A 24107-nucleotide genomic window follows, 5' to 3' on the forward strand; every position below is an offset into this window, starting at 1 on the left:
TCTGATGACGACCAGCACCGATTCCGTCGCGACGTTCTGCGCGGCCACCCGCAGCGGCGAGGTCGACCGGTTCATCGCCGCCCTCGCCCCTGACGCCGAGCTGATCTCCCCGCTGTCCGGGCGCATGGTGTTCCGTGGCCGGGACGACCTGCGTGTCCTACTGACCGCGGTCTACGCCGGGATGCGAAACCTGGAGTGGGAGAACGTCATCGGCAACGGACACACGCGTGTCGCGGTGAGCCGCGGGCGCATCGCGGGACTCACCATCACCGATGCCCTGGTGTTCGAACTCGACGATGCCGGGTTGATCCGGCGGCTACGCCCGCACCTGCGGCCGTGGCTCGCGGTGACGGTCTTCGCCCTACTGCTCGGCCCCAGGCTCGCCGCCCACCCGGGCGTCGCGCGCCGCGCGCTCAGGCGCTGATCTCGCCGGGACCGAACCACCGTTCCAGGGCCGCACGTAGGTCCTCGGCATCCGCCGCGGCGAATGCGTCTGCGGCCCAGGCGACATAGCCGTCGGGCCGGATCAGCATGGCAGCGGGCCCGTCGGCCATGGCGGCGACCACCGTGTCGACGCGGCGGTCCCATGGTGCGGCGACCGCGGCCGCCGCACCGCCGGACAGGTCGAGCACCACGCCCCGGCCGCTGTGCAGAAGCTCGGTGAGCCGGCGCCCGTCGTCCAACCTCTCGTCCGGCACCATGAACCCCGTCAGGCGGTGGAGAGTGCCGCCCATCTCATAGCGAACGTCCGCCCCCGCCAGCAGTCCGGCCATGTGCGCGGTGACGTCGGGCAGCTGGAAGAGTTCACCGAGAAGCGTGCGTAAGGCGCGCACCTCGGGTCCCGGTGCAGTGAGGGCGATCTGGGCCAGTGAGTGCATCATGACGCGCTCGCCGACCGGATAGCGCTCGGACTCATAGGTGTCGATCAATTCCTCAGGCGCCCAGCCATTGATGACGGCAGCCAGCTTCCAGCCCAGGTTCAGGGTGTCCTGCAGACCGAGGTTCAGCCCGGGACCGCCCATTGCCGAATGCACATGTGCGGCATCACCGATCAGCAGAATGCGACCGGACCGGTAGGCGTCGGCCTGCCGGGTGTTCTGGCCGTCGACGCGGCGCCTGGCGAACGGACCGGGTCCGGTCGGCAGGTCGAACGGCACGTCGACCCCGAGCACTCGGCGCAGGCTCTGCCGCAGTTCGTCATACGTCAGCTCCCCCGGCGAGTCCTCCGACAGTGAGCCGAACTCGAGGGTGCCCAGCATCGGCGGATCGCCGTGCGCCTCGAAGAAGATGACCATGCCGGTGTCATAACGGTTGTGCCCGAACGGAATCCGCCCGAATCCCGGTACGTCGAGCTCGCCGTCGGGGCCGCGGAACTCGTCGGCGATGCGCACGTGCGCCAGCCGGGCCACCGTCGGCGACGTGTGTCCGGGAAAGCCGATACCCGACTGCTTGCGAACGGTGCTGCGCCCACCGTCGGCACCCACCAGCCAATCGGCTTGCAGCACATAGGCACCGTCGGGCGCGGCCACGTCGACGGTGACGCCGTCAGGCCCGGCCGACAACGCGGTCACAGCGTGTCCCCACCGCACCTCGACCCCGAGAGTCTGGGCCCGCTCGTACAGCAGCTGGACCAATCGGGGCTGCTTCATCAGCAGCGCCCGCATCGGATTGCTCTCGATGCCAACAAAATTCAGCGGCAGGCCGGAGAACATCCAGCCGTAAGCGGGCTGCGGCGCGTCGGGATCGCCCGTGAATGTCTGGTAGAGACCACGCATGTCGAGCTGCCGAATCACTTGTCCGACAAGGCCGTTGGCCTTGGGCTCGTCGCCGGGCCCGAGCAGCGCGTCGAGCACGACGGGTTTGACGCCGGCGAGGGCGAGTTCGCAGGCCATCATCAGGCCGTTGGGTCCGGCGCCGGAGATCACGACGTCAGTGGGCATGCTCACTCCTTCGTTCTGTTCGGTTCAGGCAGCCCGGCGATCACGGCATCGAAACCCGCGCGCATCAGCTGCGTGATGGACACCGGCGGATCGGCGTTGGCGTACGCCTCCATCGCGGTATCTCCGACCGCGCGGACCACGGCCACCACCAGGCGCGGGTACATGTCGTCGGGGCCGAGGCCCGTTCGCTCGGCGATGGCCGCCACCCAGTCCTGATAGAGGATCTGCGGCACCGCGTTACGAACCTCGGTGCGCATCAGCAGTTTTCGGACTTCGACGAGTTCGCGGCGGTCCGGGATGAGGTCGGCACCCGTGATGTCGACCATCTCTTCTTCCAGCGTGCCCGTCACGGCCACGATGATCGACGTCCACAGCGGTTCGTCGGCCGGCCGCGACCGGAACGTCGCAACACTGCGCTGCATCCGCTCGGCAATGCGATACGCCAGCGCCTCGTACTTGCCGCTGAAGTAGTTGTTGAACGTCCGTAGGGACACTCCCGCCAGCGCCGCGATCTCCTCGCGAGTGACGGCATCCAGCCCGCCGCGGTCGAACGCCAGCTGCAGCGCCGCGTCACTCAGCGCCCGACGGGTGTCGAGCTTCTTTCGTTCGCGCAGACCAGTTTCGGCTGATTCGGCCATGCCGCTACCGTACCGACAATTTTGCCCACCAGGCAAGTTTGCCTAGCGGGCAATTTTCTGTGAGTTGGCTGCCGCCACGCTGGTCACCCCTAGGGATTTGTGCACGATTCTCCGCGGCGACCGCGGAAAATCGTGCACAAATCCCCGCGGATCAGAAGGCGTAGGCGCCGAACCGGCCCCAGGCGACGAACAACGCCAGACCGAGCAGCACCACGTTGACCGCAACGTTGGGGTACTCCTTGCGACGGCCGTGCGTGACGATCGCGCCGACCATGACCGCCGCGAGGCCGACGGCGGCCAGCGGGGTGAGCACCGGGAGGATGTGCACCAGCGGCGGCACGATCAGGCCGATCGCACCGGCCACTTCGGCCGCGCCGATCCCGCGGATGGCGTTCGGGTCCACGTCGTCAAGTCCGCCCAGGCCCTGCGCAACCAGCTTCTCCTTGGACAGGACCAGCTTCATGACGCCGCTTCCGGCGAAGACGAAAGCCAGTACGCCGGCGACGATCCACAGCGCAGTGTTCATGTTGAGCTCCTCGGGTGATGTGGGGGCAAGCCTGAAACCAATAAACGGACTTTAGTCCGATTTATTCCCACATCGCATGCCGAGGAACTAGGCAGTCCCCAACGGGTTGATGGTCCACGCCACGTACAACATGACGGCGCTGACCGACGCCGTCGTCGCGACGTCGATGATCCGGCTGCGCACGACGAGCAGCCCGGCGCGGTCATCGGTCAGCAGCAGGCGCATGACCGCGGCGATACCGACGCCGATCGCCATGACCAGCGCACCGCGGCGCCAATAGCCGCCGACCACCAACGCGAACGCCACCACGAAGAACACGCCCACCGACAGGATCGGCCATTGGCCGGCGAACACCTTGCGGGCGAATTCCTTTGCGGTCAAGACAGTTTCGCCTCTTCCGCCTCGACCACATTGGCCAGCAGGAAAGCGCGGGTCAGCGGTCCGACGCCTCCCGGATTGGGCGACACGTGACCGGCCACCTCCCACACGTCGGGGTGGACGTCGCCGGCGAGCTTGCCGTCGACACGGCTGACGCCCACGTCGACGACGGCCGCGCCCGGCTTGACCATGTCGGCGGTCAGCATGTGCGGGACGCCGACGGCCGCGATGATGATGTCCGCCTGCCGGGTCAGCGCCGGCAGATCACGGGTTCCGGTGTGGCACAACGTCACTGTCGCGTTCTCCGAACGTCGCGTGAGCAGCAGGCCCATCGGCCGGCCCACGGTGACGCCGCGGCCGATCACCACGACGTGCGCGCCGGCGATCGGTACCTCGAAGCGACGCAGCAGGTGCACGATGCCGCGCGGCGTGCACGGCAGCGGTGCGGGCTCGTTCAGCACCAGCCGACCCAGGTTGGTCGGGTGCAGACCGTCGGCGTCTTTGTCGGGGTCGATGCGCTCCAGCGCGGCGTTCTCGTCGAGGTGCTTGGGCAGCGGCAACTGCACGATGTAGCCCGTGCACTCCGGGTTGGCGTTCAGCTCGTCGATGACGGCGTTCAACTCGGCCTGGCTGATGTCGGCAGGCAGGTCCCGGCGGATCGAGTTGATGCCGACCTTGGCGCAGTCGGCGTGCTTGCCGCGCACGTAGGCGTGAGAGCCGGGGTCGTCACCGACCAGGACTGTGCCGAGACCCGGCGTCCGGCCGGCGGCGGTCAGCGCCGCCACCCGCTTCGTCAGGTCAGTGAAGATCTCGTCGCGTGTGGCCTTGCCGTCCAGCGTGATTGCACCCACGGCGAACATTGTGTCAGGCCCGCGGGAACACCCGTTGACACCACCCAAGACAGCGTGGTCAGCTGCCGAATGTGAACACCCAGCCCAATGTGTCCACTGACGTTTTCAGTGAAGCCAAGCTCGGTCCGATCACGTTGCGTAATCGGGTGATCAAGGCGGCGACGTTCGAGGCGGCGACCCCGGATGCGCTGGTCACCGACGATTTGATCCGCTATCACCGGTTGCCGGCCGCGGGTGGGGTGGGGATGACGACGGTGGCCTATTGCGCGGTGTCCCCGGGTGGGCGTACCGATGGGTGGCAGTTGTGGATGCGCCCGGAGGCGATCCCCGGCCTCCAAAAGCTCACCGACACCATCCATGGCGAGGGGGCGGCGATCAGCGCGCAGATCGGGCATGCCGGCCCGGTCGCCAACGCGCGCACCAACAAGGCCACCGCGCTGGCGCCGGTGCGGTTGTTCAACCCACTGTCGATGCGCTTCGCACGCAAGGCCACCCGCGCCGATATCGACGCGGTGATGGCCGCGCACGCGGGCGCCGCCCGGTTGGCGATCGAGGCCGGGTTCGACGCCGTCGAGGTGCACCTGGGCCACAACTACTTCGCGTCCTCGTTCCTGTCGCCGCTGATCAACAAGCGCCGCGACGAATTCGGCGGCTCCCTGCACAACCGCGCCAAGGTCGCCCGGGGCACGGTGCAGGCGGTGCGCGAGGCCGTCGGTAATCAGATCGCAGTGATCGCGAAACTCAACATGAGCGACGGCGTCCGGGGCGGCATCCCGATGGACGAGTCGCTGCAGACCGCCCGATGGCTGCAAGAGGACGGCGCGCTGGATGCGCTCGAGCTGACCGCGGGCAGCTCGTTGGTCAATCCGATGTACCTGTTCCGCGGCGATGCGCCGGTCAAGGAGTTCGCCGCGAACTTCACACCGCCGATCAGCTGGGGCATCCGGATGAGCGGGCACAGGTTCTTCCGCGAGTACCCCTACCAGGAGGCCTACCTGCTGCAGCAGGCTCGCCAGTTCCGCGCCGAGCTCACGATGCCGCTGATTCTGTTGGGTGGCATCACCAACCGGGAAACCATGGACCTGGCCATGGCCGAGGGTTTCGAGTTCGTCGCGATGGGCCGGGCCCTGCTGGCCGAACCGGACCTGCTCAACCGGATTCAAGCCGACAGGACGGTGAAATCGGGCTGCACACACTGCAATCTGTGCATGCCCACCATCTACACCCAGACCCACTGCGTCGTGACCGGCAAGCCCTACTGATCCGGCTGGTCCCCAGGAAAGTCCCCGGCAACGGATAGAGTTGCCCTCGATGACTGGACCAGCCGCACTGCCAGCGCTCACCGTTCGCCATGACGCCACCACGCGCACGTTCGCCCCGGGAAACGATGTCGTCGTCGGCCGCGATCTGCGGGCCGACTTCCGCGTCGCCCACCCGCTGATCTCGCGCGCGCACCTGATGCTGCGTTTCGATCACGGCCGCTGGGTCGCGGTCGACAACGGCAGCCTCAACGGCATGTACGTCAACGGGCAGCGTGTCCCGGCCGCCGATCTGCACGACGGCTCGGCGGTGAACATCGGTAACCCCGACGGGCCGCTGCTGACCTTCGAGGTCGGCCAGCACCTGGGGCCCGCCGGCACGCCGCCGACGACGTCCATGCCCGTCACGCCGACGCCGTCGACCAACAACCGGCCCAGCGCGACCTGGCCGAGCCAGCAGCCGTACACGCCGCCGTCGGCGGCACAGCAGCGCTACCCGAGCGGCCCCCAGACGTTCAGCCCGTCAGGTCCACAGCCGCAGTACCCGAGCGGCCCGCAACCGCAGTATCCGAGCGGGCCGCAGTCGCAGTACGGCCAGCAGCCGCCGCGCTACCCGACGGCACCCCAGCAGTACGCACCGCAGTCTGCGCCGATGTCCCGGCCGGCGCCGGCGCGGGTCGCTCCGGAAGAGTCGAGCTCGCCTGCCACCCAGTTCGGGCCGACCGCGGTCGCGCGGCCGAGCGAGAACAACCTCGGCACCACGATGCTCAAGATCCTGCGGCCCGGTCGTAACGCCGAGGTGCCGGCCGGAGCCATCAAGATCGGTCGCGGCACCGACAACGACATCGTCATCCCCGACGTCCTGGCCTCACGGCACCACGCCACCTTGATCCCGTCTCCGGCCGGCGGCGCGCAGATCATCGACAACCGGAGCATCAACGGCACGTTCGTCAACGGCCAGCGGGTCGAAGAGGCGATGCTCCGCGACGGCGACACCGTCACCATCGGTAACGTCGACCTCGTCTACAGCGGCGGCACTCTGGCCCGCCGCACCGTCACCACCGCCGACACCCGCACCGGCGGGCTCGAGGTCCACGGCCTGACGTGGACCATCGAGGGCAACAAGACGCTGTTGAACAACATCTCGCTGGACGCCCGCCCCGGCACGCTGACCGCGGTGATCGGCCCGTCCGGTGCCGGCAAGTCGACGTTCTCCAAGCAGGTGGCCGGCCTGACCCATCCGACCAGTGGCACCGTCACGTTCGAGGGCCACGACATCCACGCCGAGTACGCCTCGCTGCGGTCCCGAATCGGCATGGTGCCGCAGGACGACGTGGTGCACGGTTCATTGACCGTGCGGCAGGCCCTGATGTACGCCGCCGAGCTACGGCTGCCGCCGGACACCACGAAGGAAGACCGCGAGCAGGTCGTCATGCAGGTGCTCGAAGAGCTCGAGATGACGAAGCACCTCGACACCCGCGTGGAGAAGCTCTCCGGTGGTCAGCGCAAGCGGGCGTCGGTGGCGCTCGAGCTGCTGACCGGTCCGTCGTTGCTGATCCTGGATGAGCCGACGTCCGGCCTGGACCCGGCGCTCGACCGTCAGGTGATGACGATGCTGCGGGACCTGGCCGACGCCGGTCGTGTGGTCCTGGTGGTCACGCACTCGCTGACCTACTTGGACGTCTGCGATCAGGTGCTGCTGTTGGCACCGGGCGGCATGACGGCCTTCTGCGGGCCGCCGAGCCAGATCGGTCCGGAACTGGGCACCACCAACTGGGCCGACATCTTCTCGTCGGTCGCCGGCGATCCGGAGGCGGCGCACCAGCGATTCCTGGAGCGCTCCGGCCCGCCGCCACCGCAGCCGCCCGCGGCAGCACCGGCTGATCTCGGCGCGCCGGCGAAGACGTCGCTGCTGCGACAGTTCTCCACCATCGCCCGACGACAGGTGAAGCTGGTCCTGGCCGACCGCGCCTACACCGCGTTCCTGTTGTTCTTGCCGTTCATCATGGGCGTGCTGTCGCTGTCGGTGCCCGGTGGCGGACCGAACAAGTCGAGTGTGGGCTTCGGTAAACCACTCCCGGCCGGCCCGCCCGATTTCGGCGCCGCGCCGAGCGAACCGGGCCAGATCCTGGTGATGATGAACGTCGGCGCGATCTTCATGGGCACCGCGCTGACCATTCGCGCCCTGATCGGCGAGCGGGCGATCTTCCGTCGGGAACAGGCCGTCGGCCTCTCGACCACCGCGTACCTGGCGGCCAAGATCGCGGTGTTCACCGCATTCGCGGTTGTCCAGTCCTCGATCGTGGTGGCCATCACGATCCTGGGTAAGGGCTGGGGCGCGGGCGCGGTCACCAACGGCGCGGTGATACCGAGCCGCAACATCGAGATGTTCATCGACATCTCGATGACGTGTGTGGCTGCGGCCATGACGGGTCTGGCGTTGTCCGGCTTGGCCAAATCAGCCGAGCAGATCATGCCGCTGCTGGTGGTAGCCGTGATGAGCCAGTTGGTGTTCTCCGGCGGCTTGATTCCGGTGACCGGCCGCGTCGTGCTCGATCAGTTGTCGTGGCTCACCCCCGCGCGCTGGGGTTTTGCCTCGTCGTCGTCGACCATCGATCTGACCCGACTGGTACCCGAGCCGCTGCTGCCCAACGACAAGTTCTGGCACCACACCACCGGCGCCTGGTGGTTCGACATCGGCGCCCTGGTGCTGCTGTCGGCCTGCTATCTCGGCTTCGTGCGCTGGCGGATCCGCCTCAAGGCCGACTAAGGCATGTAGACGACGACGGTCAGGACGACAAATCCAGGCCGTGGGCGACGGCGTAGGCGATGGCCTGGTCGACGTCGATACGGGCACCGCGCAAGCCGGCCGTGGTCCAGAACGTCGCGTCCATGCGGGCCGCGCGCAGATCCGCCTGCTCGAACTTCGCGTTCTGCACGCGCGCGCCGCGCAGATCGGCGGCGCGCAGCACGGCCTTGCGCAGGTCGGTGCCGACGAGCGAGGCTTCCGACAACCGGCAGTCGGTCAAATCCACCGCACGCAGATCGCAACCGGCCAGCACCGCGAGCCGCAGGTCCACCTCGACCATGGTGATGGGCCGCATCAAGCACTCGGTGAACGTCGACCCCAGCAAGGTGCAGTGCCGGAATGTGCTGTGTGCCAGCGAGGTCCTCCGGAAGGTGCAGTTGCGGAACGCCGAGCCGGAATGCTCGGATTCGGTGAGATTGACGCCGCTGAAGTCGCAGTCGGTGAAGACAACCCAGTCGGTGCGCAGCCGGCTCAGGTCACCGTCATACTCGTCGCGAAAGACGACTCCGGTGAATTCTGTGTCTTGCCAGTGCTCGTCGGGAACCGTCACGAGTTCGTACGATAGCCGCCATGGCAGACATGGCACGCCCCGCTGACCGCCTGTCGAGACGTGGTTTCCTCACGCTGACCGCCGCCGGACTCACCGCATCACTGAGCACCCCGATTGCCCTGGCCGACAACGGCAAACTGATCGACTTCACGCATCTCCAGGTGCCCGTGGACCAGGTGGTCGCCGCCGGCTACACCGGCGTCATCGTCTACGTGTCGGAGTTGCGGCCGGGTGCCACATTCGACTTCAAGCCAGTCAGCCGCGGCTACACCGACGCGCTGCGGGCGGCGGGTCTGCACGTGGTGAGCGTCTACCAGTACGGCAAGCCGGGCTGGGTGAACAGCCCTTCGGACTTCACCCGTGGCTTCGACGGCGGGGTGGCCGATGCCCGCACCGCGCTGAGCCTGCATGGTGCGGCCGGTGGGCCGGACACCGCACCGATCTTCTTCAGCGTCGACGAGGACGTCTCAGCCGACACGTGGAAAAACGTTGCGCTGCAATGGTTCAAGGGCATCAATTCGGTGCTCGGGGTGCAGCGCACCGGCATCTACGGCGGGGCCCGCCAGGTCACCTGGGCGGCCGACGACGGCGTCATCGGCCGCTCCACCACCCCGGGGCATCGCTGGGCCTGGCAGACGCGGGCCTGGTCGGGCGGCGCCCGCGCGCCGATGGCGGTGCTGTATCAGTCGACGGTGGTGACGGCTTCCGACCCGGGCACGATGATCGGTGATTTCCACGTCGACGAGGACGACATCCTGGCCGCTGACTACGGCCAGTGGGACCTGGTTCGTTAGGCCGGGGCGCCCAACCGCGTCAGCGCGTATTCGGTGACGGTGATCAGTGCGTCGCGCGCCGACTGCCGCTGTCGCGCATCGACGGTGACGACCGGGATGTGGTCGGCCAGCGCCAGCGCCTTGCGGACCGCGTGGCCGGGATGCCTTGGCGCGCCGTCGAATTCGTTGACCGCGATGATGAATGGCAGACCGCGCGCCTCGAAGAAGTCGACGGCGGCGAAGCTGTCCTGCAGCCGCCGGACGTCGACCAGGATGATCGCGCCGATGGCGCCGCGCACCAGGTCGTCCCACATGAACCAGAACCGGCGCTGCCCCGGTGTGCCGAACAGGTAGAGCACCAGGTCGTCAGCGAGGGTGATGCGGCCGAAGTCCATGGCGACCGTGGTGGTGTTCTTGTCGGGCGTACCGGCGAGCGCGTCGACGCCGACCGAGGCGTTGGTGACGATGGCCTCGGTGCGCAGCGGCATGATCTCGGAGACCGCGCCGACGAACGTCGTCTTACCGGCACCGAACCCACCCGAGATGACGATCTTCGTCGACGCGGGGGCGTGCCGATTAGAGAGCCCGTAGGCCACGCAGTGTCCTCCCGATCAAGTCACGCCGGTCGTCGATGCTCGCCGTGGTGCCGAGCGTGGCGTGTACTTGAAGATAACCCTGCGTGACGAGGTCGCCGATCAGCACACGCGCAACACCGAGTGGTATTGCTAACTTTGCCGCGACCTCGGCCACCGAGGGCCGGGTGGAACCGAGTTTGAGAATCTCGCTGCGTACGTCGTTGCCCGGCCAGTGCGACGCCGGGGCGGCCGCCAGCGGGTAGATCGGCGCCTCCATGGGCAGCTCGATCTCGGTGGTGGTCCGGCCCGCGGTCAGCGTGTAGGGCCGCACCAGGCTGGGCTGCTCCGCGGTGAATGCGGACTCCCAGGCGTCAGATGTCGGCTCCATGATGTGTCCTTATCGGGTCCTGCGGGCGGACTGCACGACGGTCCCGACGCGTTCGACGAGAATCGCCATCTCATAGCCGATCTGGCCGATGTCGCACGACCGGGTCGCCAGCGTCGCGAGGTTCGAACCGTCGCCGACGCGCATCAGCAGCAGGTATCCCTGCTCCATCTCGACCACGGACTGCAGCACGTGACCGCCGTCGAACAGCTGGGAGGCGCCGGTGGCCAGGCTGGCCAGCCCGGAGGCGACGGCGGCAAGTTGGTCGGCACGCTCGGTGGGCATCCGCGAACTCGCGGCCATCAGCAGGCCGTCGGCGGACACCAGGATGGCGTGCGCCACCCCCGACACCTCGTCCGCGAACTTCGTGACGAGCCAATCCAGTGACTCGCGCTGAGTGGCCCGGGTCATCGCCGCTCCCCCGCGTCCGGGGACTGCGACCGACCGGCATGCACACCACCGAAGTGGCCGCTGATGCTGGCCCGCACCGCCGCGGGATCGCGCCGTGGTGCGCCCTCGCCGGAGGCTTCGGGGTGGGCGCCCTCGTCAGGCGCGCCGGGTACCAGCCGGGCACCGGGCTGCCGGACGGGCAGGCCCGCCTCGGTGTGTTCGACGACCGGCGCGTCCTGCGCGGCGGCCGCCGCCGACCACCCCTGGTCCCACACGGTCTGCCAGTCGAGGTCGGTGCTGTTCGCCAACTGCGTGGGATCGTCGATCAGCCATTCCGAGAGCATCTTCTGGTAGATGGCGTCCTCACTTCCGGCGGTGGCGCTCGGCTGCGGTGTCGGGGCGGGGCGGACGGGCGGCGCTGGTGGGGCTGGTGGACGGACCGGCTCGGGCGCCGGACGCACCGGCTCGGGTGCCGCGGACGGCGTCTGGGCCCGGGCCGCGAAGAACGACGACGTGTCGGTCGGCGCCTGAGCGGGCCGCTCGACGGGTGACTCGGCGCGGCCGGCGATGCCGCTGGCGCCCGGATTGCGCTGCGGCAGGTTGAGGCCGCTGAGGTCACCCGCGTCAACGGGGCCGGCACCGAAGCCGTTGCGCGCCTCGGCCTCCACGAACGCCGGTTCCACCGATGGCGCGGGCGGCGCCGGGGGTTGAGCCACGGCGCCGAACGTCGCGAACCCGCCGGTGTCGGGGCCGAGGCCCGGTAGGTCCGTCACGCCGGTCTCCGCGGTCGACGAGCCGTCCCAGTAGGTGCCGAAGTCAGGGATCGCGGGCAGCCCGGCCTGCAACTCGACCGGAACATAGATGCCGGCGGTGGTGCCCGATTCGGGATCGCCTTCGACGGTGTCGCGCAGCCGGACGACCAGGCCGTGCTGGGTGGCCAGCCGGCCGACGACGAACAGGCCCATGTGCCGCGCGGTGTACGTGTTGACCTCGCCGCCGGAGCGCAGACGGCTGTTGGCCATGCGGAGATCGGCTTCGGTCATGCCGAGACCGCTGTCGCTGACCTCGATCACCAGTGCACCGTTGGGCGCGTGCACCGCGGAGACCTGTACCTCCGAACTCGGCGGCGAGTACCGCAACGCGTTGTCCAGCAACTCGGCCATCATGTGCACCAGGTCGCCGGCGACCGAACCGTGGATCTCGGTGTCGGGCGCGGCCACGATGGCCACCCGGGTGTAGTCCTCGACCTCGGACGCCGCGGCGTTGATCACCGCGGTCACGGGCACTGGCTCGCCCTGTTCGTGCGGGACGTTGGTGCCGGCCAGCACCAGCAGGTTGGCGCCGTTGCGCCGCATCCGCGCGGCCAAGTGGTCCAGGCGGAAGAGCTTGGACAGGCGCTGCGGGTCCTGTTCGTCACGCTCCAGCTGGTCGATGACGGTCAGCTGCTGGTCGATCAACGACCGGCTGCGCCGCGACAGCGTCTCGAACATGTCGCTGACCTGGAGCTGCAGCCGGGCCTGCTCGCCGGCCAGCAGCACGGCCTGTTCGTGCAACTCGTCGACGGCATGTGCCACCTGCCCGATCTCCTCGGTGCTCTGCACCGGCAGCGGGCGAACGGTCACATCGGCGCCGGACCGGACCTCGTCGAGCTCGCGGACCAGATCCTCGTGGGCGACCTTGAGGGCGCTGGTGCGCAGCCGCCGCAGCGGACGGATCAGTGTCCGGGCCATGTACAGCACGATGAGCAGGGCCAGCACCATGACGGCGCCGACGATCGCCGAATCACGGATGGCTTCGGTGCGCTTGGCGGTGGCCTGATCGTCGACCGCCGACACGACGGTCGCGGACACGCTGTCGAGCAGCTTCCCGGCGATGCCGCTGGTGGTCTGGATCGACTGGCTCAAGTCGGGGTTGTTGACCAGTTGCACGTTCGGGTCGGACATCATCGACATCCGCTTGACCATTTCCTGGGCCAGCTTCTGCGCTTCGGGCGAGCCGACACCCAGTACTTCACTCATGCCGAACAACGTCGACGGCTCCGTGCCGGCCAGGGTGGTCATCGAGCTGCGCAGTTCGTTGTCCGGCAGCTCGCCACCCAGGGTGACGAGCAGCTGCTGCATCATCATCTGGCCGCGGGCGCCGACGGCCCGGCTCAGGCCCTGCGTCTGGGCGCGGATCTTCTCGTCATCGATGCGCACCGAACCGGTGATCGTGTCCTCGGCCGTCAGCAGGATCGGCGCGTACAGCGTCACGCGCTCCCGCAGTCCGATGCTGTTGGCCGCGACCTTGTTGAGCAGCCCCTGACCACCGTCGAGCAGGGTCTTGACGCCGGTGCCGACGTCCGTCGCGACGTCGGTCTCCGTCAGCCGGTGCTGCAGACGTCGTTTGCTCTCGTCGTAGGCGGTCAGTGCCTGTTGCGCGTCGCCGCCGGTGGACGTGGCCAGCAGCGCGGCGTCGAACGTCGCCATGTAGTTCTCGATGGCGGGCACCATTTCGGCGCGGTCCGCCGCGCGCCGCAAATCCGCGGCGTCCGTCCAGCCCGAATAGATACGCATTCCGCCGAACGTGCCGGCCAGTACCAAAGGCACAAAGGCAATGGCGAAAACTTTCCAGGCGACCGGCCAATTCGACGGCGCGAATCGGGATGGGCGTTTCGCGGGCGCGCGGGAGACCTGATCAGCTGCCGAAAACTGTTGCGCAGCAGTCATCGCGGCTCGGCTTTCCCGCCGGCCATGGGTCCGCAATCGGTTACAGGCGCTTGGTTCATATTGGTGTTCCCCGCCGGATTATCAGCCCACTCGGGCACGGGAAATCCGCCTGGCAATCTGTCGCAGTATGACAGCGATGAGCAGCCGTTTCCATGCTTCACATCCAACGAACAGCGTTCGTGACCTATGTGTTGCACAGTTGTGTGGTAAAAGCGCGCGGCCATTGGTGTTTTAGAGTGCCTAGATGGCACGGAGCCGGCTGACCCCCGACCAACGTCGGGACCAGATCCTCGATCTCGGGATGGCGGCATTCTCTGTCCTGCCGTTCGAGCAGGTGGCGATGGAAGACATCGCGGCGCAGGCCGGAATCTCGCGGGCTTTGATCTACCACTACTTCCCCAGCAAGAAGGAACTGTTCGCGGCGCTCTGGGCGCGGGCCCACGAGAAACTGGCGCACGACTCGCACTTCACGGCCGTCGACACCGTGCGCGCCCAGATCCGTGGTGCGCTCGTCGCTCACTTCACGTTCTACGAGCAGAACCTGACGCTGATGATGATCGCCAATCGGAGCGCCATCGCCGCCGATCCCGCAGTGCGCAGCCCGATCACCTTCGAACTCACCCGGTTGCGTGACCACGCGCTGGACGCCCTGGACCTCGCAGGGTCCGGTCGTGATCTGGTGTCGGTGGCGTTGTCGGGGTGGCTGGCGCTGGTTCGCGAAGTCGCATTGGAATGGCTTGAGTTGCAAAGCTTTTCTCGTGACGCCGCCGTCGACCTGTGCATGACCGCGCTCGACGCACTGGTGTCACCGCACGCTGATCTGAACCAGCTGCCCCATGGCGCCGGCGATTCCGCCGCAGCACAGTAACCTACTTCGGCCCCACCTAGACCCAGACAGAGAGGCGGCAGGGTGGCACTGAAGGTGCTGTTCTACTCACCCCGGATCGCGCCGAACACCGGCAATGCGATCCGGATGGTCGCAGCCACCGGCGCCGAGCTGCATCTGGTCGAGCCGCTCGGCTTCGACCTGTCCGAACCGAAGCTGCGTCGCGCCGGGTTGGACTACCACGACCTGGCGTCGGTGACGGTGCACGCCGATCTAGAGACCGCGTGGCAGACACTCATGCCGGCGCGGGTGTTCGCCTTTACCGCGCACGCGAATTCGTCGTTCGCCGACGTGACCTACCAGGCGGACGACGTGTTGATGTTCGGGCCCGAGCCCACCGGGCTGGACGCCGAGACCCTCGCCGACCCGCACATCACCCAGCAGGTGCGAATCCCGATGATCCCGGGGCGGCGGTCCTTGAACCTGTCCAACGCCGCGGCTGTCGCGGTGTACGAGGCGTGGCGTCAGCTCGGCTTCACCGAGGGCATCTGACCGAGCTGACGCCTGAGCTCACCAGCTGTCCCAGTGCGCGAGCTGCTCGGCCGGCAGCCGCTGGGCCTTCTTGAAGTCGGTGCCCTTGGTGTAGGCGATCGGGAACAGTCCGCCCTGCGTGACCTTGTCGAACGGGATTCCCAGCAGTTCCGCCGCCTGCTTCTCCCCTTCACCGATCAGGTGCAGCGTCGTCCACGCCGAGCCGAGACCGCGCGAGCGCAGCGCGAGCATGAAGCTCCACACCGCCGGCAGCAGCGAGCCCCAGTACGACGCCTGCATACCGGCGTCCATCCCGTCGGGCCGGCCCTCCAGGCACGGGATCATCAGGACCGGCGCCTTCTCGAAGTTCTCGTTGAGGTACTTGGCCGAGCCCATCACGGCGTCCATCTGCTGGTCGCGGATGTCGCCGCGCTCGGGCTTGGGCAGGTCCAGGTACGGCGTGGCGTTGGCGCGGTAGATGTCGGCCAGTGCCTTCTTCTTGGCCTCGTCCTCGACGAAGACGAACTGCCAGCCCTGAGCGTTGGAGCCGGTCGGCGCCTGCAGCGCCAGATCCAGACACTCCATGATCACCTCGCGCGGCACAGGCTTCTCGAAGTCGAGTCGCTTGCGCACCGATCGGGTGGAGGTCAGCACTTCGTCAGCGGTGAGGTTCAGCGTCACAGCCGCACATTACCGCCGGCCCGCCGTCGCCCCGTGGCGGCGGGCCCGCATCTGCCTAGTGCCGGGGCAGCTTCGTCACGGCGCGCACGATCGGCACCAGCGACTTCTGCCACAGCGACTTCGACAGGCCGAACGGCGGGTCGAGGTTGAGCACCTTCGACGTCGAAATGGTCTGGGACTCGGTGTATTTCAGCAGACCTTCAGCGCCGTGCCGGCGGCCCACACCCGAGATTCCCATGCCGCCCATGGGCGCGCCGAGGCTGCCCCAGGCCAGGGCGTAGCCCTCGTCGACATTGACCGTGCCGGACCGCAGGCGCGACGCGATCTGCTCGCCCTCCTCGATCGAGGCGGCCCACACGCTGGCGTTGAGGCCGTACTCGGTGTCGTTGGCCTTGGCGATGGCCTCGTCGACGTCGGCGACCGGGTAGATGGACACCAGCGGACCGAAGGTCTCGTTGTTGGCGCACTCCATGTCGGGGGTGACGTCGGTGAGCACGGTCGGCTCGTAGAACAGCGGGCCGATGTCGGGACGGGCGTTGCCACCGGCAATCACCTTGGCACCCTTGACCTTTGCGTCGTCGACGTGGCCGGAGACGGTCTTGAGCTGGCCCTCGGAGATCAGGCTGCCCATGTCCACGCTGAAGTCGTAGGCGGTGCCGAGCTGCATCTTGCGCACCTGGTCGCCAAACTTGCGGGTGAACTCGTCGGCGATGTCCCGCTCGACGTAGATGCGCTCGATCGAGATGCACAGCTGGCCGGCGTTGGAGAAGCAGGCGCGCGTGGCGGCCTTGGCGACCTTGTCGAGGTTGGCGCCCTGGGCGACGATCATGGCGTTCTTGCCACCGAGCTCGGCAGAGAACCCGATGAGACGACGGCCGGCGTGCTCGGCGAGGTGGCTGCCGGTGGCCGAGGAGCCGGTGAACATCAGGTAGTCGCAGTTGTCGGCGATCGCGGTGCCGACCACCGAGCCCGGTCCGGGAACCACGGCGTAGAGCGCGCGCGGCAGACCAGCGCGGTAGAGCAGCTCGGCGCAGGCCAGCGCGCAGTACGGGGTCTGGCTGTCCGGCTTGAGCACCACCGCGTTGCCGGCGAGCAGGGCGGGCACGGCGTCCGAGGCCGTCAGCGTCATCGGGTAGTTCCACGGCGAGATGACGCCGACGACGCCCTTCGGCTGGTAGGCGACGGTGGTCCGGTTCAGGCCCGGCAGCAGCGGTGCGACGCGGCGCGGCTTGAGCAGCTTGGCCGCGACCTTGGCGTAGTAGTCCGCGTTGGCGAACAGGTCGATGATCTCTTCCTGGGCCGCCCATCGCGCCTTGCCGGCCTCGGCCTGCAGCAGGTCCATGAGGAACTCACGGTTCTCCAGGACCAGGTCGCGGTAGCGCGCGATCACCGCGGCCCGCTCGGCGACCGGTCGCTTGACCCAATCACGCTGGGCGGCACGCGCTTTGGCGAACGCCTTCTCGGCGTCTTCGGCGGTCGCGACCGGGATGGTGGTCAGCGGCTTACCGGTGAAGACCTCGTCGATGGTGCGGGTCGGCCGGGCGTCGATGTCCTCAATCGCGGCCAGTTGACGCAGACGATCGAAAACCTGCGCTGACGGTGCGGGCATACTGGCTCTCCTGAGTCGATCCTGGATGCGCGGTAATTTTGCGGTACCGGCGGTCTCGGTAACACTACTCGACAGCGCGCGGCTGCCATAGATCCAGCTTTTTACAAATCAGCCATTATGTCAATGAACTGGGCAAAATTACCCACTTCGTCTGGTCGCCGGCCAGTCATCAGGGTGATCCAGCTGCGGGTATGCCATCGAGGTACCCGGCTTCCACGTTGACCCTGCAGCCACGGCGCACTTGTTCGAGTGGGGTGGGCCCTCACGTCAGGGCCAGTGGTTCTGGGCGCGGAAATCGAGTTGACCCTGAATCGTGGGCGCAATCGTGCGAGTAGACCTCGGCGAAAACGCACACCCAACCGCGCCAACGCACCGCCCTGCCGAATCTCTCACTGGAAGTCCCGGGACTTGGCCGCCACCCGCAGGTCCAGCCGGCCCATCCGGTCCGCGATGACGGTGACCGCCCCGCTGGCGTTCTGCACGATGCCGCGCACCAGCAGTGCCGGTGCGGTCTGCGCCAGTTTCCGGTGCCGGGACCACACCCCCGGCGCGCACAGCACGTTGACCATGCCGGTCTCATCCTCCAGGTTGATGAACGTGACCCCCTGCGCGGTGGCCGGGCGCTGGCGGTGCGTCACGGCGCCGGCCACCACGATGCGGGTGCCGTCGGGCACCTCCAGCAGCCGGTTCGCCGGCACCACGTCCAGCGCATCGAGATCCTCCCGCAGGAATTGGGTCGGGTAGCTGTCCGGCGAGATACCCGTGGCCCACACATCGGCGGCCGCCAGTTCCAGTTCCGTCATGCCGGGCAGCGCCGGTATGACGCCGGCCGATCCGACACCGGGCAACCGGTCGGGCCGTTCCGCGGCCGCCGCCCCGGCCGCCCACAGCCCCTCCCGCCGGGTGATGCCGAAACATCCCAGCGCGCCCGCGGTCGCCAGCGCCTCGGCCTGCGGTACCGACAGCTGCACCCGCCCGGTCAGGTCGAGCAGAGAAGCGAACGGCCCGTTGGCATTTCGTTCGTCGACGATGCGCTGGGCCAACTCGTCCCCGATATGCCGGACCGTCCCCAGCCCCAGCCGCACCTCGGTGCCGCGGTTCTCGCACGTCGCGTACGCCAGGCTGGCGTTCACATCCGGCCCGTGCACCAGCACCCCGTGCCGACGGGCGTCGGCCACCAACGACTGCGGCGAGTAGAAGCCCATGGGCTGAGCCCGCAGCAACGCCGCACAGAACACCGCAGGGTGGTGCAGCTTGAACCACGACGAGGAGAACACCAGCGACGCGAAGCTCAGCGCGTGACTCTCCGGGAAGCCGAAATTGGCGAAGGCTTCGAGCTTTTCGTAGATCCGCTCGGCCGTCGGGCCGGTGATGCCGTGCAGGTCCCGCATACCGTCGTAGAACCGTCCGCGCAGCTGCCGCATCCGTTCGGTGGAGCGTTTGGACCCCATGGCCCGCCGCAGCTGATCAGCCTCGGCCGGGGTGAACCCGGCACAGTCGACAGCCAGTTGCATGAGCTGTTCCTGGAACAGCGGCACGCCCAGGGTCCGGTCCAACGCGGGCTTCATCGACTCGTGTTCGCAGATCGCGGCCTCCAGTCCGTTGTGCCGCCGGATGTACGGATGCACCGAGCCGCCCTGGATCGGGCCGGGCCGGATCAGGGCCACCTCGACCACCAGGTCGTAGAACTTCTTGGGTTTCAGCCGTGGCAGCGTGGCCATCTGGGCCCGGGACTCCACCTGGAACACCCCCACCGAGTCGGCACGCTGCAGCATCTCGTACACCGCCGGCTCGGTCAGATCCAGCTTGGCCAGATCCACCTCGATGCCCATGTGTTCCCTGGCCAGGTCAATCATGTAGTGCAGGGCCGAGAGCATGCCCAGCCCCAGCAAGTCGAACTTCACCAAACCGATTGCGGCGCAGTCGTCCTTGTCCCACTGCAGCACGCTGCGGTTCTCCATCCGTGCCCACTCCACCGGGCAGACGTCGGCGATCGGCCGGTCGCAGATCACCATGCCGCCGGAGTGAATTCCCATGTGCCGCGGCAGATTCCTGATCTGCAGCGCCAGGTCGATCACGGCCGCGGGGATGTCCTCGACGTCCGGGGAGTCGGCCAGGCCGTTCCACCGGCTGATCTGCTTGCTCCAGGCGTCCTGCTGCCCCTGCGAGAACCCCAGGGCCCGAGCCATGTCCCGCACCGCGCTGCGACCGCGGTAGGTGATGACATTGGCCACCTGCGCGGCGTAGTCCCGGCCGTATTTCTCGTAGACGAACTGGATGACCTTCTCGCGCAGGTCCGATTCGATGTCGATGTCGATGTCCGGTGGGCCGTCGCGCGCCGGGGACAGGAACCGCTCGAACAGCAGCTCGTTGGCCACCGGGTCGACGTTCGTGATGCCCAGGGCGTAACAGACCGCCGAGTTGGCGGCCGATCCCCTGCCCTGGCACAAGATGTCACTGTTCCGGCAGAACTCGGTGATGCTGTGCACCACCAGGAAGTAGCCCGGAAACTCCAGCTGTTCAATGATTTTGAGCTCGTGCTCGATCTGCCGGTACGCCTTCTCCCGGTCCGCGTCCGGCTTCCAGCCGTAGCGGCGGGCCGCTCCCTCCGCCACCAGTTCGCGCAGCCAACTGATCTCGGTGTGCCCTTCCGGCACGTCGAACGGCGGCAATTTCGGTGCGATCAAACGTAATTCGAACGCACACTGCTCCCCCAGCTCGGCAGCGGCCGCCACCGCACCCGGATGATGGGCGAACAGCCGGGCCATCTCCGTCCCGGACCGCAGGTGCGACCCACCCAGCGGAGCCAGCCAGCCTTCGGCCTCGTCCATCGAGTTGCGGGCGCGAATGGCGCCCATCGCCATCGCCAGCTTTCCCCGCGACGGCGCGGCAAAATGCGCGGCGGTGGTGGCAACGACGTCGAGGCCGAACCGCGGCGCCAGAGCCGCCAGCGTCGCATTGCGTTCATCGTCGAGCGGATGTCCGTGGTGGGTCAGTTCGATGGTCACCCGGTCGGCGCCGAACCGGTCCACCAAATCAGCCAGCGCCTTGTCCGCCGCTTCCGCACCACCTGACGACAAGGCCTGGCGCACATGGCCTTTACGGCAGCCGGTCAGGATCTGCCAGTGTCCGCCGGCGGCTTCGGTGAGGGTGTCCAGGTCATAACTCAGCACGCCCTTCTCGCCGCCGGCCAGATGCGCCCGGGCCAGTTCCCGGGACAGCCGCCGATACCCCTCGGGCCCGCGGGCCAGGACCAGCAGATGCGGGCCGGGCGGGTCGGGCAACTCGGTGCGCGGAGTGTTGCTGAGCGACAGTTCGGCGCCGAACACCGTCGCCATGTCGAGTTCTTTGGCGGCCTCGGCGAAACGCACGACGCCGTAGAGCCCGTCGTGGTCGGTCAGTGCGATGGCCCGCAGATCCAGCCGGACGGCCTCCTCCACCAGTTCTTCCGGAGTGCTGGCACCGTCGAGGAAGCTGTACGCGGAATGGGCGTGCAGCTCGGCGTATGGCACCGACGTTCCCGGCCGCGCCGGGCGGTTCACCGGTTGATAGTCACCGCGCTTACGCGACCACGCCGGACTGTCACCGCCGTCGGCCGGCGACTCCGGAGAAGCGCCGGCCACCCGAGGTTTACCCTCGAGCACCCGCTGCATCTCCGCCCAGCTCGGCGGCCCGTTGTGCCAACCCACCCGATCAGAATATTCGAAACTTTGTTCGAACACCAGGAGTGTCGACTCGTCGGGAACTCGGGCGACTCCCATGCGACTAGATCCCAAAGGGCGCCAGAGAGGGACGGACGATGGCCATGCTGAGGCACTTGGGCAATCTGGAACGCGAGGTGATGGATCACCTCTGGGAAGCGGACGGGCCACAGACGGTTCGCGAGGTCCATCACGCCATCTGCGCCGAACGCAAGCTCGCGTACACAACCGTCATGACGGTGCTGCGCAGACTCGCCGGCAAGGGCGTCGTCCACCAACTGCGTGATGACCGGGCGCACCGCTACGTCGCGTCGCGCAGCCGTGATGAGCTGGTGGCCGGCCTCATGGTCGATGCACTCGGACAGGCTGCCGACCAAAGCGACCGGCACGCGGCCCTCGTCCACTTCGTCACACAGGTCGCGGCCGACGAGGTCGATGTACTGCGGCAGGCACTGGCCGCCGTGGATAGCCATTCAACCGGGATCAACTACGCACCAAGGAGTTTGGCCCGCAAGCTCAGCGCCTGACGGATCGTCGTCAACTCAACCGCCGAGCAGGCACGCGCCCTGAGACGATTCGTACCTCTGCAGCAATTCTCGAGAGAGGCGCCCACGGCTACCTACTTCATGGCCGTTCATCCGCAGCCACTCACGCGCTCGCTGATGGGGTGATTGCGCGTTGCCGGCCGGCACCTGGTCGACAGGCCAGTTGGTGCGTCGACCCCGACGGCCGGCCCGGCTGGCCGCCCGGATGTACGGCTCCAAGACACTCCGCATCCGCACCGCGTTCTCCTCTGAGAGATCGATCGCGTACGTGATCCCGTCAAGGGTCAATTCGAGCGTCGTCGTAGCGAGTGAGCCGTCCAGATCATCGGTCCACACGGTCGAATACAGTTTCGCCACTGGAACATTCACCTCCACGACGGCAAGCTGCGGCTTCCGACAGAGAAGCTAGTCGAGCAACCCGAGTGAAGCTATGCGCTTTGGCCTCTTTTATTTCAACCGGGCGCGTGGTATCGGCCTGTGGCCGGACCGTCGACTAGAAGTCGTCGGGCACACCCGGCGCGACGGGCCAGCCGAAGGCGACGGCGGCGCGGTGCACCGAACCCGGCGTGAGCTCACGAACCAACCCGGCACTCGCCAGCGCCTGCAGATTCACCCCGCCGAGGTACACCGCACCGAGCTCGCGCACGGAGATCGCGATATCGGCCGCTGCTGTGGTGGTTTCACATTCGGCGCCATCAGGACCCCCGCGCAGACGCACCCGACCGGTGTTCCACGGGCACAGCCCATCCGTGACCTCCAGCACCACGTCGACCGGAGCGGCATAGCTGCGCAAGCCCAGTGCGCGCGGCACGTCGACCAGCCTGACGTAGACGCCGTCTCTGACTTCGCACGCCAGCGCACGCCGGTCTGCTACCAGACTGAGGAGCGGCTCATCGACGGCAGCGCCGTCGTAGGCAAACGTCCTGACCAGATCCATGTCCAGGAGATAGCGCCAAATCTTCGCGTACGCACGATGATTGGTGGCCACGACTTCTTGAACGTGGACTTCACTGTTGGGCTGGCCGCGGTCCGTCCAGCTGTTCTTCGGCCGGTAGATGCCGAATCCGCTGACGGTGCCGTCGGGCTCGTGGTGCAGGAGGAAGCGAAGCTTGCCCAAATCCTTGCGTCTCACCTCGTTGTCATGGATCCAGTTGTCCCACCACGGCCGCGGCCGCTCCATCAAACCGGGGCGTTGCAGCATGGCCTGCTGGTGAATCTCGGGTCCACTGGCCAACAGCGTCTCGGCGTCGACGTGCGTCACCGACCCGTCGCCGAGTTCGACGTCGTCGCGGAATCCCAGCTCACGTACGTTGCCGGAGAGCTCCGCCACCGGTACTGCCATCCCGTAGCCGAAGCGCCCATAGATGGCCGCCTCCGACGCGAACAGTATTGCCAGAGCCTCGGTTCCACGTGCCCGGACATCCTCGAGCTGGTGGCGCATCATCGCGGTCAGCAGGCCGCGGCGCCGGTGGCTGGGTGACACGGTCACCGCGGTGACGGCGGCCACCGGCGTGGTCCCGCCGCCAGGCAGCACCACGTCCTTGCCGAAAGCGCCGGCTGTCGCGACCCAACGGATGCCGTCGTGGAAGCCGAACATGCGGTCGTATTCAGTGAAGGCGCGCATCAGGTCGATCTCGTCCTGTTGCGGATCCTGCAGGAAAACCCCGTACGACGTAGCCATGAACGCATCGAAATCATCACTGTCGCTCACAGAGCGCAGCGTCAAATCAGTCATGTACCAACGGATATCACGCGGGCGCCACAGGAGTCATCTGATTATTCCGGGGGCAGACGAAAAGCCAAGGCCATCAACCGTTTCGGTCAAATGGCCGGAGCAGATGCCCTCCCGCGGCGGCAGTCACCAATGTCCACGCGGCCGTCCGGCATCCCTGCTCAATGACCATGAGAACGACTCGGAGTCCGTCTGTGCCGGCGCCGCAGCCCGATCCACGACGCCAAAATTGCTGCGATCACCACGATTTCAGCCACTGCTCCCCAACCGCGTGGATACAGCACCCCCGCGACGTGGTGATCGATGAACCCGGCCCGAGGTAACGGCGACATCCCGGCGCGGTCGCGGGCCCACCGCTCGACCGTGGTCAGCGGACATTCGACGACACCGGTGAGGATGATGGCGGTCCAGCCGACGATGAACGCGTGCACCCAGACGGTCACCGGCCAGCGCCACGCCAGGAATCCGCCGCCGATGAGGTAGCCGAGGAAGGCGAAGTGTGCGGCGACCGCCGCGGCTGCGATCGCGGAATACGGCATCGGCCTGCCTCTTCGAACTGGCGTAGCTGCTGGGACCTGGATACCCGGGGTGGAAACCGGCAAACCGTCGGCGTACCTACCCGATCGGGTAGGTAACGACCTACCCACGTGCACATTGGTCCGGACGGCGGCACGCCGTAGGCTGGGCGTGTTACCTGGAT

23 protein-coding genes are annotated in these 24107 nt (G+C 67.6%); 7 read left to right on the plus strand and 16 right to left on the minus strand.

Annotation, left to right across the window (positions count from 1 at the left end):
• The first annotated feature begins 4 nt into the window (after nt 1–4).
• On the plus strand, nt 5–424 hold the full coding sequence (locus H289_RS0128015) for a nuclear transport factor 2 family protein (RefSeq protein ID WP_020104178.1): 420 nt from the start codon (nt 5–7) through the stop codon (nt 422–424).
• Here H289_RS0128015 and H289_RS0128020 read toward each other — a convergent pair.
• From H289_RS0128020 to H289_RS0128040, 5 genes are all read right to left on the minus strand, one after another.
• A complete protein-coding gene (locus H289_RS0128020) occupies nt 414–1940 on the minus strand; it encodes an FAD-dependent monooxygenase (protein ID WP_029105850.1) in 1527 nt (508 codons plus the stop codon). The genes H289_RS0128015 and H289_RS0128020 overlap by 11 nt on opposite strands.
• A 2-nt stretch (nt 1941–1942) precedes the next feature.
• Nucleotides 1943–2578 carry a TetR/AcrR family transcriptional regulator gene (locus H289_RS0128025; RefSeq protein WP_020104180.1) on the minus strand — a complete coding sequence of 212 codons (636 nt, stop codon included), beginning with the start codon at nt 2576–2578 and terminating at the stop codon, nt 1943–1945.
• A gap of 151 nt (nt 2579–2729) precedes the next feature.
• On the minus strand, nt 2730–3104 hold the full coding sequence (locus H289_RS0128030; protein WP_020104181.1) for a DoxX family protein: 375 nt from the start codon (nt 3102–3104) through the stop codon (nt 2730–2732).
• A gap of 87 nt (nt 3105–3191) precedes the next feature.
• Entirely contained in the window at nt 3192–3485 is a 294-nt protein-coding gene (locus H289_RS0128035; RefSeq protein ID WP_020104182.1) for a DUF3017 domain-containing protein, read from the minus strand.
• Complete coding sequence (locus tag H289_RS0128040; RefSeq protein ID WP_029105851.1) at nt 3482–4333, minus strand: bifunctional methylenetetrahydrofolate dehydrogenase/methenyltetrahydrofolate cyclohydrolase; 852 nt, start codon at nt 4331–4333, stop codon at nt 3482–3484. Before H289_RS0128040 ends, H289_RS0128035 begins: the two co-directional genes overlap by 4 nt.
• 71 nt (nt 4334–4404) lie before the next feature.
• Between H289_RS0128040 and H289_RS0128045 the strand changes: the two genes are divergently transcribed.
• Both H289_RS0128045 and H289_RS0128050 read left to right on the plus strand, forming a co-directional pair.
• Nucleotides 4405–5595 carry an NADH:flavin oxidoreductase gene (locus H289_RS0128045; RefSeq protein ID WP_020104184.1) on the plus strand — a complete coding sequence of 397 codons (1191 nt, stop codon included), beginning with the start codon at nt 4405–4407 and terminating at the stop codon, nt 5593–5595.
• 49 nt (nt 5596–5644) lie between these two features.
• Complete coding sequence (locus H289_RS0128050) at nt 5645–8362, plus strand: FHA domain-containing protein (protein ID WP_020104185.1); 2718 nt, start codon at nt 5645–5647, stop codon at nt 8360–8362.
• A gap of 19 nt (nt 8363–8381) precedes the next feature.
• Here the strand turns inward: H289_RS0128050 and H289_RS0128055 are convergent, their stop codons facing one another.
• Nucleotides 8382–8951, minus strand: coding sequence for a pentapeptide repeat-containing protein (locus tag H289_RS0128055; protein WP_020104186.1), 570 nt, complete (start codon nt 8949–8951; stop codon nt 8382–8384).
• 20 nt (nt 8952–8971) lie between these two features.
• On the opposite strand from H289_RS0128055, the gene H289_RS0128060 reads away from it, so the two are divergent.
• Nucleotides 8972–9745, plus strand: coding sequence for a glycoside hydrolase domain-containing protein (locus H289_RS0128060; protein WP_020104187.1), 774 nt, complete (start codon nt 8972–8974; stop codon nt 9743–9745).
• Here the strand turns inward: H289_RS0128060 and H289_RS0128065 are convergent.
• The 4 genes from H289_RS0128065 to H289_RS0128080 are packed head-to-tail and all read right to left on the minus strand — an operon-like array spanning nt 9742 to nt 13782.
• Nucleotides 9742–10320 carry a GTP-binding protein gene (locus H289_RS0128065; RefSeq protein ID WP_020104188.1) on the minus strand — a complete coding sequence of 193 codons (579 nt, stop codon included), beginning with the start codon at nt 10318–10320 and terminating at the stop codon, nt 9742–9744. The two genes, H289_RS0128060 and H289_RS0128065, sit on opposite strands and share 4 nt — an antisense overlap.
• Nucleotides 10301–10687 (minus strand): DUF742 domain-containing protein, encoded by a 387-nt coding sequence (locus H289_RS0128070; RefSeq protein WP_020104189.1) that lies wholly within the window; start codon nt 10685–10687, stop codon nt 10301–10303. Before H289_RS0128070 ends, H289_RS0128065 begins: the two co-directional genes overlap by 20 nt.
• A 9-nt stretch (nt 10688–10696) precedes the next feature.
• Nucleotides 10697–11095 carry a roadblock/LC7 domain-containing protein gene (locus H289_RS0128075; RefSeq protein WP_020104190.1) on the minus strand — a complete coding sequence of 133 codons (399 nt, stop codon included), beginning with the start codon at nt 11093–11095 and terminating at the stop codon, nt 10697–10699.
• On the minus strand, nt 11092–13782 hold the full coding sequence (locus H289_RS0128080) for a sensor histidine kinase (RefSeq protein ID WP_081633565.1): 2691 nt from the start codon (nt 13780–13782) through the stop codon (nt 11092–11094). Before H289_RS0128080 ends, H289_RS0128075 begins: the two co-directional genes overlap by 4 nt.
• Before the next feature lie 244 nt (nt 13783–14026).
• Here H289_RS0128080 and H289_RS31550 point away from each other — a divergent pair, with 244 nt between their 5' ends.
• Both H289_RS31550 and H289_RS0128090 read left to right on the plus strand, forming a co-directional pair.
• Nucleotides 14027–14650 carry a TetR/AcrR family transcriptional regulator gene (locus H289_RS31550; protein WP_020104192.1) on the plus strand — a complete coding sequence of 208 codons (624 nt, stop codon included), beginning with the start codon at nt 14027–14029 and terminating at the stop codon, nt 14648–14650.
• A gap of 48 nt (nt 14651–14698) precedes the next feature.
• Nucleotides 14699–15160, plus strand: a complete 462-nt coding sequence (locus H289_RS0128090) for a tRNA (cytidine(34)-2'-O)-methyltransferase (RefSeq protein WP_036421737.1) — start codon at nt 14699–14701, stop codon at nt 15158–15160.
• 18 nt (nt 15161–15178) lie between these two features.
• Here the strand turns inward: H289_RS0128090 and H289_RS0128095 are convergent, their stop codons facing one another.
• The 3 genes from H289_RS0128095 to H289_RS0128105 all read right to left on the minus strand — a co-directional run bounded on the left by H289_RS0128095 (nt 15179) and on the right by H289_RS0128105 (nt 21118).
• On the minus strand, nt 15179–15820 hold the full coding sequence (locus H289_RS0128095; protein WP_020104194.1) for a nitroreductase family protein: 642 nt from the start codon (nt 15818–15820) through the stop codon (nt 15179–15181).
• A 55-nt stretch (nt 15821–15875) separates the two neighbouring features.
• The gene (locus H289_RS0128100) at nt 15876–17429 is read right to left on the minus strand and encodes a succinic semialdehyde dehydrogenase (RefSeq protein ID WP_020104195.1); all 1554 of its coding nucleotides are present in this window, start codon (nt 17427–17429) and stop codon (nt 15876–15878) included.
• A gap of 389 nt (nt 17430–17818) precedes the next feature.
• A complete protein-coding gene (locus tag H289_RS0128105; protein WP_029105852.1) occupies nt 17819–21118 on the minus strand; it encodes an error-prone DNA polymerase in 3300 nt (1099 codons plus the stop codon).
• A gap of 110 nt (nt 21119–21228) precedes the next feature.
• Between H289_RS0128105 and H289_RS0128110 the strand changes: the two genes are divergently transcribed.
• Nucleotides 21229–21657, plus strand: coding sequence for a BlaI/MecI/CopY family transcriptional regulator (locus H289_RS0128110; protein WP_020104197.1), 429 nt, complete (start codon nt 21229–21231; stop codon nt 21655–21657).
• A gap of 15 nt (nt 21658–21672) precedes the next feature.
• On the opposite strand, the gene H289_RS0128115 is transcribed toward H289_RS0128110, so the two are convergent.
• The 3 genes from H289_RS0128115 to H289_RS0128125 all read right to left on the minus strand — a co-directional run bounded on the left by H289_RS0128115 (nt 21673) and on the right by H289_RS0128125 (nt 23946).
• Nucleotides 21673–22050, minus strand: a complete 378-nt coding sequence (locus tag H289_RS0128115; protein WP_081633566.1) for an Lsr2 dimerization domain-containing protein — start codon at nt 22048–22050, stop codon at nt 21673–21675.
• A 118-nt stretch (nt 22051–22168) separates the two neighbouring features.
• A complete protein-coding gene (locus H289_RS0128120) occupies nt 22169–23410 on the minus strand; it encodes a GNAT family N-acetyltransferase (RefSeq protein WP_029105854.1) in 1242 nt (413 codons plus the stop codon).
• A 158-nt stretch (nt 23411–23568) separates the two neighbouring features.
• Nucleotides 23569–23946 (minus strand): DUF2784 domain-containing protein, encoded by a 378-nt coding sequence (locus H289_RS0128125; RefSeq protein WP_020104200.1) that lies wholly within the window; start codon nt 23944–23946, stop codon nt 23569–23571.
• Between the last annotated feature and the right edge of the window lie 161 nt (nt 23947–24107).

This window comes from Mycobacterium sp. 360MFTsu5.1, from assembly GCF_000383495.1.
In the GTDB taxonomy this organism is placed as follows: domain Bacteria; phylum Actinomycetota; class Actinomycetes; order Mycobacteriales; family Mycobacteriaceae; genus Mycobacterium; species Mycobacterium mucogenicum_B.

Bases quoted from the DNA above. Each gene is read 5' to 3' on its own strand.
- H289_RS31550 (WP_020104192.1), top strand. From the start codon at position 14,027: ATGGCACGGAGCCGGCTGACCCCCGACCAACGTCGGGACCAGATCCTC.
- H289_RS0128100 (WP_020104195.1), bottom strand. From the start codon at position 17,429: ATGCCCGCACCGTCAGCGCAGGTTTTCGATCGTCTGCGTCAACTGGCC.
- H289_RS0128050 (WP_020104185.1), top strand. From the start codon at position 5,645: ATGACTGGACCAGCCGCACTGCCAGCGCTCACCGTTCGCCATGACGCC.
- H289_RS0128120 (WP_029105854.1), bottom strand. From the start codon at position 23,410: ATGACTGATTTGACGCTGCGCTCTGTGAGCGACAGTGATGATTTCGAT.
- H289_RS0128025 (WP_020104180.1), bottom strand. From the start codon at position 2,578: ATGGCCGAATCAGCCGAAACTGGTCTGCGCGAACGAAAGAAGCTCGAC.
- H289_RS0128080 (WP_081633565.1), bottom strand. From the start codon at position 13,782: ATGACTGCTGCGCAACAGTTTTCGGCAGCTGATCAGGTCTCCCGCGCG.
- H289_RS0128020 (WP_029105850.1), bottom strand. From the start codon at position 1,940: ATGCCCACTGACGTCGTGATCTCCGGCGCCGGACCCAACGGCCTGATG.
- H289_RS0128110 (WP_020104197.1), top strand. From the start codon at position 21,229: ATGGCCATGCTGAGGCACTTGGGCAATCTGGAACGCGAGGTGATGGAT.
- H289_RS0128075 (WP_020104190.1), bottom strand. From the start codon at position 11,095: ATGACCCGGGCCACTCAGCGCGAGTCACTGGATTGGCTCGTCACGAAG.
- H289_RS0128060 (WP_020104187.1), top strand. From the start codon at position 8,972: ATGGCAGACATGGCACGCCCCGCTGACCGCCTGTCGAGACGTGGTTTC.
- H289_RS0128070 (WP_020104189.1), bottom strand. From the start codon at position 10,687: ATGGAGCCGACATCTGACGCCTGGGAGTCCGCATTCACCGCGGAGCAG.
- H289_RS0128015 (WP_020104178.1), top strand. From the start codon at position 5: ATGACGACCAGCACCGATTCCGTCGCGACGTTCTGCGCGGCCACCCGC.
- H289_RS0128125 (WP_020104200.1), bottom strand. From the start codon at position 23,946: ATGCCGTATTCCGCGATCGCAGCCGCGGCGGTCGCCGCACACTTCGCC.
- H289_RS0128030 (WP_020104181.1), bottom strand. From the start codon at position 3,104: ATGAACACTGCGCTGTGGATCGTCGCCGGCGTACTGGCTTTCGTCTTC.